The 15930-nt window shown below is 39.0% G+C and carries 13 protein-coding genes; 4 read left to right on the top strand and 9 right to left on the bottom strand.

Annotated elements, in window-relative coordinates:
* The first annotated feature begins 1619 nt into the window (after window positions 1-1619).
* Complete coding sequence (locus tag D1367_RS28380; protein ID WP_118170442.1) at window positions 1620-2939, top strand: hypothetical protein; 1320 nt, start codon at window positions 1620-1622, stop codon at window positions 2937-2939.
* A gap of 12 nt (window positions 2940-2951) precedes the next feature.
* On the opposite strand, the gene D1367_RS28375 is transcribed toward D1367_RS28380, so the two are convergent.
* Window positions 2952-3872 carry a lysylphosphatidylglycerol synthase domain-containing protein gene (locus D1367_RS28375; RefSeq protein ID WP_118170437.1) on the bottom strand — a complete coding sequence of 307 codons (921 nt, stop codon included), beginning with the start codon at window positions 3870-3872 and terminating at the stop codon, window positions 2952-2954.
* 358 nt (window positions 3873-4230) lie between these two features.
* On the opposite strand from D1367_RS28375, the gene D1367_RS28370 reads away from it, so the two are divergent.
* Window positions 4231-4824 carry a hypothetical protein gene (locus D1367_RS28370; protein WP_118170433.1) on the top strand — a complete coding sequence of 198 codons (594 nt, stop codon included), beginning with the start codon at window positions 4231-4233 and terminating at the stop codon, window positions 4822-4824.
* A gap of 435 nt (window positions 4825-5259) precedes the next feature.
* Here the strand turns inward: D1367_RS28370 and D1367_RS28365 are convergent, their stop codons facing one another.
* From D1367_RS28365 to D1367_RS28335, 8 genes are all read right to left on the bottom strand, one after another.
* Window positions 5260-6552 (bottom strand): glycosyltransferase, encoded by a 1293-nt coding sequence (locus D1367_RS28365; RefSeq protein ID WP_118170428.1) that lies wholly within the window; start codon window positions 6550-6552, stop codon window positions 5260-5262.
* A gap of 579 nt (window positions 6553-7131) precedes the next feature.
* Window positions 7132-8391 (bottom strand): glycosyltransferase family 2 protein, encoded by a 1260-nt coding sequence (locus tag D1367_RS28360; protein WP_118170424.1) that lies wholly within the window; start codon window positions 8389-8391, stop codon window positions 7132-7134.
* A gap of 244 nt (window positions 8392-8635) precedes the next feature.
* On the bottom strand, window positions 8636-9103 hold the full coding sequence (locus tag D1367_RS28355; RefSeq protein WP_118170420.1) for a DUF2141 domain-containing protein: 468 nt from the start codon (window positions 9101-9103) through the stop codon (window positions 8636-8638).
* A 29-nt stretch (window positions 9104-9132) separates the two neighbouring features.
* Window positions 9133-10116 (bottom strand): glycosyltransferase family 2 protein, encoded by a 984-nt coding sequence (locus D1367_RS28350; RefSeq protein WP_118170415.1) that lies wholly within the window; start codon window positions 10114-10116, stop codon window positions 9133-9135.
* A gap of 185 nt (window positions 10117-10301) precedes the next feature.
* Window positions 10302-11306, bottom strand: coding sequence for an NAD-dependent epimerase/dehydratase family protein (locus D1367_RS28345; protein WP_118170410.1), 1005 nt, complete (start codon window positions 11304-11306; stop codon window positions 10302-10304).
* A 219-nt stretch (window positions 11307-11525) separates the two neighbouring features.
* The gene (gene devC, locus D1367_RS28340; protein ID WP_118170406.1) at window positions 11526-12704 is read right to left on the bottom strand and encodes an ABC transporter permease DevC; all 1179 of its coding nucleotides are present in this window, start codon (window positions 12702-12704) and stop codon (window positions 11526-11528) included.
* Window positions 12705-12715: 11 nt separating this feature from the next.
* Window positions 12716-12850, bottom strand: a complete 135-nt coding sequence (locus tag D1367_RS33015; protein WP_267255592.1) for a hypothetical protein — start codon at window positions 12848-12850, stop codon at window positions 12716-12718.
* A complete protein-coding gene (locus D1367_RS28335; RefSeq protein WP_118170402.1) occupies window positions 12831-14039 on the bottom strand; it encodes an ABC exporter membrane fusion protein in 1209 nt (402 codons plus the stop codon). Before D1367_RS28335 ends, D1367_RS33015 begins: the two co-directional genes overlap by 20 nt.
* Before the next feature lie 117 nt (window positions 14040-14156).
* Between D1367_RS28335 and D1367_RS31430 the strand changes: the two genes are divergently transcribed.
* Together D1367_RS31430 and D1367_RS28330 are read left to right on the top strand one after the other, a co-directional pair.
* A complete protein-coding gene (locus D1367_RS31430; RefSeq protein WP_181984993.1) occupies window positions 14157-14300 on the top strand; it encodes a hypothetical protein in 144 nt (47 codons plus the stop codon).
* Between the two features lie 1317 nt (window positions 14301-15617).
* On the top strand, window positions 15618-15896 hold the full coding sequence (locus D1367_RS28330) for a hypothetical protein (protein WP_118170397.1): 279 nt from the start codon (window positions 15618-15620) through the stop codon (window positions 15894-15896).
* The last annotated feature ends 34 nt before the right edge of the window (window positions 15897-15930 follow it).

The raw sequence follows: 15930 nt of genomic DNA, 5'->3' as shown, positions 1-15930 counted from the left end.
TCATAACTGTTCGGAAGGTGCAGAGACCCGACGGGAGCTACCCTAACGTTAAGTCGAGGGTAAAGGGAGAGTCCAATTCTCAAAACTTGATGCTAAAGCCATCAGGTAGCAGTGAAAACTGCGGGAGGATGAAAATCCGTTGACCGTAATAGGTCGTGTGGGTTCAAGTCCCTCCACCCCCATTAGATATGTAAAAAGACTCCTATACAAGGTATGGGGGTCTTTTCGCATTATGTATAGATGAACACGGTAATGCCCATTGGTGTCAAAACAATTCAAAATTCAAAATTATTAATTCAAAATTGCAATCAGTGGGGGCTTGAAACCCACCACTGATTGTAGACCACTGATTTTAAAAATCAGTGGGGGCTTGTACCCAGAATTAATTAATTCAAAATTATTCTTATTCTTCATTTTGAATTTTAAATTTTGAATTTTGAATTCAAAAAACGGTCAACTTAAGGTAAAAGTCATATCCAGCAAAGGAACTTCAGTTCCTTGCTAATAGCAAAAGTCTTCTGTTGATGACTAAGTATATACCTAAGAATCTTTAGTCTAGTTCAGTAGACTAGGAGGATGTTTTAAAAGTCCTCTAATCAGTAGCAAAACGTTTTAGATCCCCCTAAATCCCCCGATGAATTGGGGGACTTTGATTCCGGTTCCCCCCAATTTATCGGGGGGTTAGGGGGGATCAATAAGTGCAAAGATACAGCCAACCACTTTTAAAACATCCTCTAAAGCTTGTAGCCTTGAACTTTCTCGTTTATCTCGTTATCTCGTTCCCAGTCTCCGACTGGGAATGCCAATTAGAGGCTCCGCCTCAAAACTAGCGATACCGCAATCATTCGTGACAGGTTAAGACTAAATTACTTTTGTCAATTAGTAGTTACGCTGAAAAATAACTTAAATATAGGGTATTAAACTAACTTATGTACTGACTTTTTCGGACAATAATGAGTGATCCATTTAGAGATTAAGCGTAGGCGCAGCCCGCCGTAGGCATCGCATCCCCAAAAATAATGTTTTTTACCCCTATTTTGGCAAAATTTTAAGCACTATTACTTATTGACAAATTGTTTAAAACCTTAACCTGTCAAGAATGCACCGCAATAGAATAGCATTTCCAGTCAGAGCCTAAAAACTAGGTTTGAAAAGGGTTTGGGCAAAAGTAGACACCTATGGGCGAATGGCACTAAGAAAAGCCCAAAGGCTTGTTTAGCCTCGTTCCCAGCCTCAGGCTGGGAATGTATTCTCATGGGCTGCTACCTCTGGTCAAGCTACTGGAGGCGGAGCCTAAGAGAATGGGTTCCCAGCCTAAAGCCTGGGAACCATTCAGGGTAAGGGCTGTATCTTTTCTTAGTGCCATTCACCTATGGGCAATGCCCTATTCCTACCCGTATGGCTTATGTAAACGATAATTCCTATAAGACTAAGCAATTCCACTGGAGCATTTGATAAAGGATTAGACAATTTATGTTTAATCCTTTATCTATAGCCGGAGTTTATCAAATTTGTGTAAAAAAATTACTGAATCTCTGAACAATAGATTGATACTACTCTTCACCAAGGTTAAGCTGGTAATAATATGAACATTAAACCTTTTTATCCTGATAACTCAAATGACCGCTAATAGTTTGTCAATTAGTCAGGAATATCCCCATTGTATTACGTCCAACTCTAGACAGGTAAATGTGCAAATTGCACAAGAAGAGGTTTATACCTTCTTCATAGGAATTGTCAATACAATGTCGCCAGGGGAAGTTTTACGCGAATTTAAAACTTTTTTTATAGACGGTCTTGATTTACAATATTCTCATTTTATACCTGGGATATATAAGATTTTTTTAAATGATAAAGAAGATGATTTTCATAATACACTTAAGCGATGTGTATATATAATAATTAATACTTGGAAAACTCAGAGAAAAGATAAATATATCCAAGAGCTAGTTGAACTATTTGCTATTAAAAATCTACAAGTAAAAGCCAATTATTTCCCAGCGATAAATATCTGTAAAAGCTGGCTAGAGAATTTTATAAACAGCAAAGACTATCAAGAGATAAAACTATTTGCTGCTAAACATGACGAATTACATAAAGGTCATTGGGCTAATCGCTATACTTCCTATTTATTAGTTGCTCAATCTGTTAATGAGAATAATCCAAGAGAGCAACAAGAGGCTGCGAAAAAGCTTTATAGACAGATAAAAGAGAAATATAAGTTTGAACTGGCAATATATATTGCTCGTTCTCAATCTGCCGTTTCAAGCACAACACGCTACAAAAATCCCAGTGGATTGGGAGATAATGTTCTGCGTTTAATAAAAGCAATTGTTTTAAAAAAGGGTGCGTTTAGCCATGAGAATATTGCCAATATATTTATCAAGCAAACTCAAGGGCAAACCCTTGAAGAATTTAAAATAAGTATAGAAAAATATCTATTTTTTTCTGTAGATAATCAAGAATTAGTTAAGACCTTGCGGCAGCAGTTCGCAGAAATTTTATCTTTATGGAAGAAAGATTATAATCAAGAAATTCTCACGAAAGAATTATTCTTGAGAACCTGTAATCGAGTCATTGATTGTTTCACAACAGAAAATGGAAAAGAACCTTCGTTATTATTTATACTATTGCTTACCCAAGGTCACTCTTTAACGTTGGTTATTATCCTCTTAAAGACTATTTTGATTTCTAGAAATTCCCGTAAGCATTTAGAGATTAAAATTGCTCATCTGATTCGCTATTACGAAAAATATCCTGAAGATGAGTGTCAGTGGGTAATCAATTTTATGGAAATTTTTAATATAACTTTTGCAATTTACGCAGAAAATGTAGAATACAACTTGATTAAGATGGAAGAAGACCAAAGCAGTAATCCGCAGTTAAATCTGGATGCTTATCGGGTGTTTTCACAGATGAAGGTAGATAGACAAAAATGAGTGTCGTCTGATTCATGATTTAGCAAGACGTTCGTCTAACCAAGCCAAAGCAGCACCCGCAGTTTCAGCTAGAATACTAATGAGGCGATATAAAGCGATCGCACTAAATACTAAAGCAGAGGGAAAGTGGTGGCGTAAAAGTTCATACGCAGTCGCTTCAAATACACCTAACCCACCAGGCGCACCCGGAATCACAAGCCCCAATAACCAAGCGCAGCTAAAAGCCCCTAATAACAAAGGAATTTGATTCACATTCAACGAACCCAAGGCGAACATAGTTAATATAAACCCAGTGGCGCGTAGTCCCATAAAGCCCAATTCTCCTAACAAAGGGCGTAGGGGATAGCTTTTAAGACTGAAAGGAACAGTTGTCTCAGTGGTGACAGCAGACTTTTTTGCTTTCAATTTGTCCAAAAAGCGAATAACTGGGTTTAAAAACCAAGGATGAATCGCACAAAGGACTACAGCTAAACTCAGCAATTGGAGTATTTGCAGAACAAAAGTACTATTAGCCGCTGCAAATTGGCTACTGCATAAAACAATGATAATTAAAGCAGCCGCTAGCATGAGTAGGGGTTCTAGTAAAACGCTTAAAGTGGCTGCACCAGCAGAAACATTGGCATTTTTGGCGGCGACAATTCGCCCGTAGTAATGCCAGATATTACCTGGTAAATACTTAGCGATGTTCGTTTTTAGGTAAACCTGGATGAACTGGCGAGGCGATACAGGTTGATTTAACTCTTGCAAAATCCAAGTCCAGATCCAGCCAGCCCAAGTATGTGCTAGTAAAGTGACACCTGTAGCGATCGCTATAATTGCCCATCCTACCCCATCAATGCGGATAGCAGTCACTCCAATCCAATTATCCTTCAGAGCTTTCGCTAAAAAAAACAGCGTTCCGCCCAAAATTATCCAACGTAAAAATTGCTTCATGAATTTAGTAATTTAACGGTTAGAGCAGGGCCCAATGCCTCAACTATTACAGTACATCAGCTCCCTATCCAAAGCTTTTCAAGTATCAAATAGATTGATGTAGTTCTTTTTACGGAAATTATATTACTTTATTTTATATCTCTCTAGAGTTAGATAAAAATCTGATTTTTGTAGTAATTAAAATGTAGCCTGCGCTAGAGGTAAAGAGCATTTTATTATTCATATCCTTAAAAGAGGTTATCAAAGCAGTAGGCAGATGAAACTTTTATTTTTTCGGAATGCTTTGGATGTAAAATTAATTCCAAATGCCATTTTGGTTGAAGTTTAACTTAGTCACAAAAATGCAAGGAGTATAAGTATGAAAAAAGCAATGAATTGGCTCAGAAGCATTCGTCCTTTGAAAGTTTTAACTGTTTTTTTTGCAGGAATATTCTTATTTCTGACACAAGCTTGTGGTGATCCAGGAGTAGCATCACAGCCACCACAGCCTAAAGATCAACCACCTTATTCTAAACGATACGATTCCACAAAAGATTATCCACTCTCCTCTCCGGCTGGTGGGATAAATAACTTTAGTGATGTAGATCCAAGAGGGAAATTAGATGAAAAGGGAGCTAATGACAGAGCTGATGCACTGGTGAAAAATGCTCAAAAAAATATTGACCAGAAGGGAATTGACAGCCCAGAACAATATGGTCAAAATTTCAAACAAGGTACACCCTTGGGTGAAAGAGTGAAGAACTTTGGTGAAGATATCGGCAGTTCAGCTAATGAATTGGGAGAAGGCGTAGTTAAGGGTACTCAGCGAGGAATTGAAAATCTCAAGGGAAATACCCAAAATGCAGCCGAAGACCTGGCAAAGAATGTTCAGCGTGGGGCTGAAGATGCTAGTAAAAATGTTCAGCGCACAGCTGAGGATGCTGGTAATGCAGTGAAGGGAGCAGTTGATTGAAATTAGTTGTTCAATCTGCTGCAAAAATATGAAAGCGCCCACAGAGCTTTAGTCTGGGGTTATCTAAACAAAGCCTGCATAAGCAGGCTTGTTTGATGTGCGCTTGATTGCTTATTAAACCCTTCCTTGCAAGCGGGACTACGGTGTACATACAAGTCTGAAATAGCTGAAAAACCCAAGGTTTTACCCCACCCTAACCCTCCCCTTATAAAGGGGAGGGAACAAGATTTCTTATTTTCCGCCTTTATAAGGGGGGATTACAAGATTTCTTTTTCCCCCCTTTATAAGGGGGGATTACAAGATTTCTTTTTCCCCCCTTTATAAGGGGGGATTAAGGGGGGTAATTTGACTCGTGTGTACACCGTAGCTTATAAAGGGGAGGGAACTAGATTTGACATTGGTCTACGATCGCACCCTTGAACTAACAGGCGATCGCTATTTAACGTGAGTTCGATGAACCTCTGGCTGACTGGATGATTTGCTCCTCTTGCCTCCTTCAACGATTTGGTAGAGTTTATCTTCAAGTTTTTGCATACATGCCGACCAATCAAATTCGAGTATGGAGGGGCGAGCGTGCCGAGTCATATCTGCTTTCAAATCGGGATTTTCTAGAATCGCAATCACCCTTTGAGCGAAGTCTGTAGGGTTGTTGGGTTGGGCAAGAAAGCCGTTACGACCAGGAAATACCTGTTCTGAGGTTGAGGGTGCAATAACTGCAACCAGAGGGGTTCCAGACGCTAGTGCTTCGTTATTTGTAGTGCAGAAGTTTTCCGTAATGGAGGGATTGACAAAGACATCCGCTCTGGCAAACCAGCCTAAAAGTTCTGTACCGTGAGACTCGCCCCATACAGTAATACCCGATCCAAATTTTTCGGCACGCTGACGAATTTCCTCATCTAGTGGGCCACTACCAACAATCACCAGATGAACATCAGGGATTTTGGCAGCGATGAGCGGAAATATATCAAGTAGTTGGTTGACATTCTTTTCCGGGGTGATGCGTCCGACAAATAAGAGAGTTGGTCGGTTGTCGTTAGGAATTGGGTTATAACAAATGTTTCGCGGGTGAAATTTTTCGCAATCGATGCCTTGATAAGGAACGTATTCGGCGCGTTGACATTTCAGTTCTTCGTATTTAGTGAGTTGTTCTTTAGAAGAAAAGTAATTGAAGTCATAAGACTCACTAAATTGCTTGACTAAAATGGGAATTATCGGACGAACCAAGTTAAAGAACCTATCACCAAAGTAATATTTGATATATGCAACGATATCTGTATGGAAGAGTGATATTATTGGTGTGCCTGTTCGTCTTGCGTATTCGATGCCAATCGGGCGACCATAACCTTGCAAGAAAAATGAGTATAAACCTCTCATTTGCGCGGCTTCTTCAACTATGATAATATCGGGCTGGAATTTCTCCAGCAACTTGGTATCGCTCCAATATCGATAGTTCAATGGTTGAGGAAGAGACTTATAAAATAGCAGTGGTTGTGTGGGGAATGCGTAAGCAGAGAAGTTGGGGAAAGACTGGATTTCATTTAAACCGGGCATGGGGCGATCGCCAACATTTTTGGGGTAGCGATCGTTGATTTGCGGATGGACTAGAAAAACCTCATGTCCCTGCTCTAGCAACCACCGAACCCGTTGGTGAACTGCGACGGAAACTCCAGTTAAGAAAGGAGCGTACAATCCTGTAAACAGTGCAATCCGAAGTGATTTCTTAGTCATAAAAAAGGGGAATATTTCACGAAAATGCTGGTTTTGAATTTAGGACTTACGCAGCAAATGTTTCATGAACATCCTGATTCTTTGGCTCAGAAATTCCCGCTAATATAGTTAGACTAAGGATTTACGCATTTTCAAATAGTTGAAATTGTCGATTGTGAAGCGGATGTTTATAGGGAGCATCCCAATCTTGCTTAAATCTTTTCCCTCACCCCCAGCCCCTCTCCCAAAGATGGGAGAGGGGAGACATAATTCTAGTTCCCCTTCTCCCATTTTTGGGAGAAGGGGTTAGGGGATGAGGGCGATCAAGGTTTTTGCACATTTGGGATGCTCCCTGTTTATAAACCTGGATTAAAAACTATCAAAACATCCAAAATACTAAGTCAAAATTCCCCTTAATATATTTGTCTAAACCCTTGCCATTAATGCAAATACATTTTGGTAATTCACAACCAAAAACGGGTATTTTGACAAGGATTATAGCTAATATAGTTCTACTAAATATAAGATAATATAATTTGAAGACTAGGGAATGTTTAGTGTAATAACTTTCATGCCCTAGTTCATATTTAGCGATTTAATTCAAAGAGAAACCTTGCTATCAATAGGCTGATCCAACCATTGATAAGGGCGATATTCCACTAGTCGAACATTCCAGGGGCCTTGAACGCGATAGGAAACACCGCGCCAAGTAACTGTTGAAACCCACAAGGTTGATAGCATCGCTAACCCATAAACCCACTGTGTTAAGGGAATCGCAATCAACATTTTGATGATTGTAGCAGCTGATAATTTTGCGATCGCCTGGTCATTAGAGCGAACCACTCGCTGTATCTCTAATTCCAACACGAGCATTATCAAGAGTAATCCAACAGTATAGACTCCATAGCAGCCTAATAAGAGAGCCGCAGCTTCCCATTTTGCCTCTAAGAACGACTCAAGAATTAAAATAATCAGTGCAGTAGGAAACAAAATGCTAGAAACAGCTTCACTAACTAAAGCTAACCAACGTGGGTGATACAGTCGAGAAAAAAGGATAAGGCGCTTGAGATAATCTATTAAGTTGAATAAATTAGTCTCTTCACGATTTACAATCATCAGCGAAGGCACAAACTTTACCTGCAACCCCTGTTTTTTGAGGATGTCGTGCATCATAAAATCTTCGCCTAAAGCTTGTCCCCACTTATCAAGTAGTTCTGTTTGGCGAAGTACTTCTGTTTTCACAGCCAAAGTCCCGCCCCAAGGAATTTGGAAGAGAAACATTTGCACAACTGTGGCTACATTGCCGGCGTAGCGCACTAAAGATCCCCAATATTTACCTGTAGGTACATACCAACGATTACCTGTTGTTGCTCCTACTTTCGCATCCCCCAAAGGGCTGACTAATTCTCGCAGCCAATTTACATGCACTATCGTATCAGCATCTACTAAAGCAACCACTTTGTAGGAATCATCCAACTCACGGACAGCTTGGATTAAAGAACTGCATTTGAGACTACAATTGTTGCGTACTATTCTTAAAGGGCTGATTTGAACATTAGTCGCTTCTTGCTCTGTGATAGTTTCACTAGCAATTTTCCAAGCGGGATCTTCATGGCTATCAACAATCAATTTTAAATCATACTGGGGATAGTTTTGATTTAGGAGCGATCGCAAACATCTAGGCAAAAACGGATCGGCTCCGCGTAAGCAAAGAATCACTGCTGTTTTGGGTAACTGATCATCTGGTAATAATTTTTTTTTAGATGAGCGCAGATACCATATAAAGACAAGCGTTAAACACACCTGAATAACCAGCCAACCTGTCAAAGACTTAGACAGAAATATCGCCAAATCTTCCATTAAATTTTTAGTCTCCGACAGAATAAGGGATTGGGGATTAGGGATTAGGGATTAGGGATTAGGGATTGGGGATTAGGGATTGGGAATCAGAAATATCTTTCTTGTAGAGAGTCAGTCCCCAGTTCCGAGTCCCCAGTCCCCAGTCCCCAGTTCCGAGTCCCCAGTTCCGAGTCCCCAGTCCCCAGTCCCAGTTCCGAGTCCCCAGTCCCCAGTCCCAGTTCCGAGTCCCCACTCCCCACTCCCTTTACGAATCCAGCGAATATTTCATGATGATGTTGACAGTTGTATTTTTGTTGACAACAAAGCTAGCATCACGAAACTTTGGCGAACCTGTTTGGATGGACACAGTTGGATTTTTGGAAATCCCAAAACCTTCTTTGGGAATACCGAAAAAGTCTTTATTGAGTTTGCGATCGCCATTCTGATCGTCAACTACGGCGACAGCATAAGTTCCAGGTTTCAAACCGGTAAATTGTTTTTTTACAGAATTGCCAGTAATCTTAGCGCAGCCACTTTGAGATCCACTAGAATTACTCATCGGAAATCCTTGTTCACTTGCGTAAACTCTGAAGCAAATTTCACCTTTTTGGTGATGTATTCCATTTACCACAACATTTAGTGTTGCAGTTGGTTCTGCATTCACTGTTTTAGCAAAGCTGATGCTCACTAAAGTAGCAAGCAAAACATGACAAACTTGAGATAGTTTCAACATAGTTTTGTAGCGAATAATAGGTGATTTGTTCAAAGTCTGACTGGCTGTTTTTTAGTTAATGCACCTTGCCAACGTTTCCACAGTATTTGCAGCACCCTTAGCAAATCTTTCAGCAAAAGATATTCTGCTCCTTCTAACTGCTGATGTAAACTTCTATAACAATACAGCTGCTCATGCAAGCTCAAGCGACTACGCCATATAGAGAGTAGATACTCCCAAAATATTCTCCAATGTGGCAATAAAATTTGTCCTTTCTTTGCTGAATCGAACCACACTGCATAAGCGTAAAAATCAGGCAGCATCCTCAATGAGTGTTTTTTTCTGTTGTTAGTAAACAATAAATAATTAGGGAAATACATACTCATTGATTGTTGCGGATGGCTTCTGGCAAAAAATAGGTATTCAGGAATTTCATAAAACCTACCGAGAATACCAAGTCTTAACAAGAGAATTCCATCTGCATTTCCATAACCACCCATAGGTGGTATCATTCTCAGGGCACTGGCGCGAATTACACCGTAACATTGATAACATAAATGCTTGGTCAGCAATTCGTTAAAACGCTCGTGTGGTTTTAGTGCATCTGCCTTGAGTTTGATATCGTAGTTTTGGATAAAACTCCCCTTTTCATCAATGAAATATGTCTGGGAGTGACACAAGATTATAGTAGGATCTTGGTCAAGCACCTCAACACACTTCTTGATAAAATCTGGAGCATGTAGATCATCATAGGCTGCCCACTTAAAGTACTCACCCGAAGACAATTTAAAAACGCGATCGAAGTTACGGGCGCAACCGATATTATTGTCATTGCGGTAGTAACAAATACGTTGGTCTTGCTCAGTATAAGCTCTACAGATTTCTTCAGTTTTATCTGTAGATGCATTATCTAAAATAATTAGTTCAAAATCTTCAAAGGTCTGAGCCAAGAGGGAATCTATAGCTTCGTTGAGAAATTTTTCACCATTGTATACAGGTAAGCCGATGCTCAATCGTGGCTGATTGCTACTCATATAAAATAAGTATTCTAAAAACCTGTGGATTATTGCTTAATTGCAGATAATTGTCAGGCAGATGCAACGTAATAATTCAGAATCCAGAATAATTTGTGGTGTCTAGATCCCCGACTTCTTAAAGAAGTCGGGGATCTAAATTTTTACGTTGTTACAATTCAACAACAATTGCAAAAATCTGTGGACTATTTCATCAAGCTTTGAATATCTGTTTTTTGCAGCCATTCGTGTGTTCGCTGCATTCCTGATTCCAGGTCAATTGTTGGTTTATAATTTAACAGATTTTGGGCTTTGACAATAGAACAAGCATAGGGACGAGTCATGAAATCTATAGACTCTGGTAAGATATCAACTTTTTTCCGAAAAAGTTTTTGCCCTTGAACACGTAGCTTTAGAAACAACTTGATTTCATCTTTCGATAATGAAAGGGGTGCTTGTAAACCTTCCATTGCTGCTAAACGCATAAAATATTCTTTCCACGAAGTTTCTTGTCCGTCGGTGATATTGAATATTTCACCATAGGTTTCTTTTTCTATCGCTAGAAAGATGCCATCAATCAGGTTATCTATATATACATGATTAATCACTCCTTTAGCATCGTTGGCACAGGCAAATAATTTTTGACGCATCATCAGAATTGGTCTGACTATCCAGGGGATACTTCCTGGGCCATAAATATCTCCAGCCCTAATGACGATGATGCCAAAATCTGAGGGATTATTCAGTTCTAAAACTGCTGTTTCAGCTTCTATTTTCGTTTGACAGTAGGGATTATTTTCGCCAGAGAGTGGCCCGGATTCTGTAACACCATCAGGATAGTTGAAACCGTAAACCATCACACTGGATAGATGCACAAATGTTTTTACACCAGCCTGTTTAGCGGCTTTAGCCATGTTGACAGTACCGCCAACATTAATATCACGAAAATTGCTAATTGAGCCAGCTTCTTCGGCAATTTGCTCTGTATGTAAAACGATATCTACTCCCTGACAAGCCTTTTGGGCAATAGTAGAATCAGTGATATTACCAATGATTATCTCAACACCTAAATGCTCTAATTGTTTGTTCTTTGCTGTAGAACTTTGTAGTCCACGAACCTTCATTCCTTGGGCTATTGCTAACTCGGCTGTACGCAAACCGACAAATTCATCAATTGCAGTAATTAGGAGAGTTTTGTTGTTGAGATTCATAAAAATTCTGGATTTTGGATTTTGGATTTTGGATTAAAACAAAAGCTTAGTAGCCCATCACACCAAGGTTGATGGGTGAATAAGTTCGTCGTCAGGACTTTAGTCCTTGATTTGAGCGGCTCTTGCGCTCACTACAAACCTAGTATTGTTGACTTGATAGATAGTAGACTGTAGCGATTGACCTAGCTTTAAAAAGTTGCTCAAAGCAACTTGTCTTATTTAGAAAATATCTCCCGGATCTGCGGAGCGGAGTTTATTGATAGCAAGCGCTCCTGAAGTTATACACATGAGAACTGTTGAAGTTAAGACAATCAGTGCATTATTAGTGGTCATAAGTATTGGTAATTTAGTTGCTTCTGCTGCAAAGCTATATAACAAAACAGAAGTAATAAATCCGGGGATATAACCTAAAATTGACAAAATCAAAGCTTGCTGAAATACTACGTTCAACAAATATCTATTGGCATAACCTATGGCTTTTAAAGTTGCATAAGCAACAAACTGGGTAGCAATATTGCTGTAAAGAATTTGATAAACAATAACTACACCAACAACCGCAGCCATTGTCAACATCAAGTTAAGTATAAAACCAATGGGTGTTCTAACAGCCCAATATTTTTTCTCAAAATCAATGAAGCCTTGGCGTGTAAAAACTTGGACATCATTAGGCAAACTTGCTTGCAAATTTTTTACTACTGTTTCTGCATTAGTACCAGGTTTGAGGGAAATCAAACCGATATCGATCATATCTGCTGGACGAGTATTGGGATTTATCCTTAAGAAAGTTGAGTCACTGACAAGTAAATTTCCGTCTACCCCAAAGGAAGGCCCTAAGGTGAATAAGCCACCAATTCTAACTCTATAGCCAATTAATGAATTGAAGGGAAATATTTCAACTGTTTGTGTAGTATCTCCCGCATTAAATTTTTCAGCTATTGGGCCAAACTCTGGGCGAGAACCCCGATCAAAAAGCATGACATCGGGAATTTTTAGTTTATCTAAATTTTTCTCAACTTCTGGGAGATTTATCACAGGTCTACCTGGATCGAAACCAATAACGTATATTGAATATTTCTCACCAGTTGCTGGATTTTTCAGTTTGGCAAATTGCAAATACATGGGGCTAACTGACTCTACGCCATCAAACCCCAGAGATTGGTACAAACGAGTCCGCGAAAAACTTTGATTTGAGGTCAAAGATTTATATTGAGAGCTAACTAAAAATAAATCGCCTTTGAGATTCTGATGTACTGCGGTCGCACTTGAATAGAGAGCATCTTGAAAACCAAGTTGCACAAACATTAGCAGCACAATAAAACCAATCCCGGCTACAGCTACTAGTAAACGAACTTTTTGCTGCGCTAGCTGTAGCCATGCTAAAGGAATTTTGAAAATCATGGATTTATTTGTTATTTGTCAGAGACGCGATGAATCGCGTCTGTACAAGAGACGCGATGAATCGCGTCTGTACAAGAGACGCGATGAATCGCGTCTGTACAATGGTCATTTGTGAATGCCCAATGACTAAATATGAATGGCGACATCCACTTGTAAGTTGGTTAAACGAGCAACCTTTTGACTATCTGCGGGATTATCGATGGAGATTTTCACTTCAATTATTCTGCGGTCTGTATCGGAGCCAGGGTTTAGACTGAAGATGTTTTGCTTGTCAACTTGCCAACCAATCTCTTTTACAGTTCCTTTTATTGTTCCATTAAATGCAGTGCTGGTAATGGTGGCTTTTTGTCCTACACGCACTTTTTTAACATCGGTTTGATACACCTCTGCAATCACATACATTTGAGATGTCTTACCTATTTCAGCAAATCCTCGGCTGGCGCTAATTACTTCTCCGGTTTTGGCGTGAATTTTCAAAATTTTGCCATTTATGGGAGATTTAATGTAACTTAAATCCAAGTCGGCTTTTGCTTGTTGAACAGATGTTGTTGCACTATTGACTTCGGTTTGTGCTACCTGAACATCTACACTACGCACTTCACTAATACTGGTGAGTTGCGCTTGTGCTTGCTTGCGTTGTTCCTGGAATGTATCTTGAGTCCGCTTGAGGGTGGCTTGGGCTTCTGTTAGCTGCTGTTGTGTAGTCTTTAGTTGCAATGCTTTGGTATCTGCTACAGAAGCCGCGATCGCACCTTGTTTATATAATTGCTGGTAGCGATTATTCTCGGCTTGAGCATTGTCTACTTCCGCCTGGATTCGGGCGATTGTCGCCTGTTGTGTAGCAACGTCCCCTTTATATTGTGGCTCTAAACGAGCGATCGCTGCCTTTTGAGCTTCGATATCTCCGGTTTTTGCTCCAGATTTAACCTGCGCTAGTTTAGCTTTGGCAACTTGCAGTTGGTCTAAAGCCTGTTGCAATGCGGTTCTAGAACGACCATAATTTTCTAGATATGCCAGTACTTGCCCTGTTTTAACTGTCTCGCCTTCTTTGATTAACAGTCTGTCTACTCGCACGCCATTATTAGAAGTAGGAGCAGTCAAAGTAGTAACTTCGCCTTCTGGTTCTAAACGTCCCAAGGCTGTCACAGCAAGTTTCACAGGAGTGACAGCTTTTGGAGGATTCGCTTGCGGTGTTACAACTTTAGGTTTAGACCAAAACGGTACCAAACTATAAAAAGCGATTAATCCCGCCGCTAAGGTGAGAGAAGCTGCTAAAATTACTTGCGATCGCCCTACGGGTTTTGTGAATAATCGGCTTTCTTTATTTACTGCCATATTTTCATTCCAATTCTGTTTTCTAGGGGATAGCCTGGTTATATTTAGTCGATTAGATATAGACTCACCCGCAAATTACCAAGAGGGCTTTTCCTCTAGGGTTTCTACCTTAATCAAGTGGATGGTTCTAAATTGGTTTTATATGAATTGTTGTACGCTTTTGCCGCCCAAACTCACTATTATGGCGTGGAAATTAATGGTGATGTTACTTCAAAGCTTCCTAAGTTATATCCTAATTTGACATCTAATCCAGTAGCGTAAAATACAATAGCTAAACCAGAAAACTTAAATCTCAAGAATAACGAAGCCTTAGTAAAAATGAACTCAAACTTGGGATAAACTTGTTAGTAATGATGGCATAAAAATTGAATTTTGTCAACCGATTATCTTTGCATAAGTCCTGATTCTCTCACTAAAATACTTCATCACAGTCAGATTATAAACTGAAAAAATTTACTCATCAATAATCGCTTATCTGCTAATTGAATACCAAAAGATGGTTCGTTATTAAGCAGATTTGATATTACTAAGCTGTTACGCATTTAACTTGTAAATTTACCCGATGACTGTTGACCGTTGACTGATGACTGATGACCGTCAACCGTAAACCGTTAACGATTATAAAGAATGTTTATATAATTTAGACGCATATCAGCTTAACAGATTATTGTTAGCAAGGTTGTGTAGTATTAGACATTCTCATCGGCTTTGTTTATAGTAATTAAAGGCATGAAGCGATACCTTTAGTGCGTTACGTCAACGCATATCTAAAAATACACGAGTATACTATACTGTGGCGGAAGTTTGTTTACCTTGAACAAGGGCTGTAATCATAATTATGTTTATCAAGCAACATACTAAAAATTAACATTTGCTTTATAAATAACCGCTTTGCGTCTTAACTTGACTTATATTGAAAAATAACCCAAAACTTTGACTCAATTATGATGTTTCTCTGAGAAAACATACTCATGGTTAGGGACTTCCAAGTAAAAAAATATTCCATTGCTATTGTTCACTGTTGACCGTTGACGGTTCACGAGTTTTCAGTCAACAGTCAACAGTCAACGACTTGAATGTGGAATAATTTATTTTTTGGAGTTCCCTTATTCAATTTATCTATGTATTCATAGAATTGTTACTTACTAGACAACAGATTTGCATTGTTAACTTAATCCAGCACAAATTTTTGGCTAACCCGTAGATAAAAAAATATCTCAGACATTTATATAGTCATAAATTATACGTTAATGCTGAATTTTATTCAAAAGTTACATCAGCAATAGTGGAGGTTTATTTATAAAATAACTTTAAAGGAATGATTTAGTTTATGTAAAGTGTGTTATTGTTTTTATTAATTCAATGCTTAAAAGCAGTTAAGCAAACTAGTTATTTAATTAGAATTTTAAAATTAAAAATAACTAAACATAACTGCTTATCCATCACCTTGTGATCGTTTAATTACTTTTTAAACTTGCATAAACTCGGATTAAAGGTGGTGTCTTTTCTGTAACGAACTTGTCAACTTTACTGGGTTAAATACCATAAAATATATTATCCTGGACGTTGAAACTGGCTATGACGTTGATCGAGATACAGAACGTTGTCATTAATAACAGCTATGTTGCTGTAGTTAGGCTAGATAATCAAAAGGTTTCGGGTGAGAAAAGCGTTTCTGTTCCTTTAGCTACTCCTCATTTTTCATCGTTTAAGTGCGATACCATTGCTCAAAATATCTACTATTACAAACGTATTGGATTTACTGGTCAAGCAGGTATTACACTCCAAGACTATTTTATGAGTTTTAACAACGTCATCGACCTATTGCCACAACATCAAGAGTCTAGCGTTGGATAAGATTTTTTCGCGATCGCACGCCTGGAAACATAAG

Origin of the sequence: Nostoc sphaeroides (genome assembly GCF_003443655.1) — a bacterium.
GTDB classification, from domain to species: Bacteria; Cyanobacteriota; Cyanobacteriia; order Cyanobacteriales; family Nostocaceae; genus Nostoc; species Nostoc sphaeroides.
Note: the sequence above shows the minus strand (reverse complement) of the source record. Positions and strands in the feature narration are given on the sequence as shown.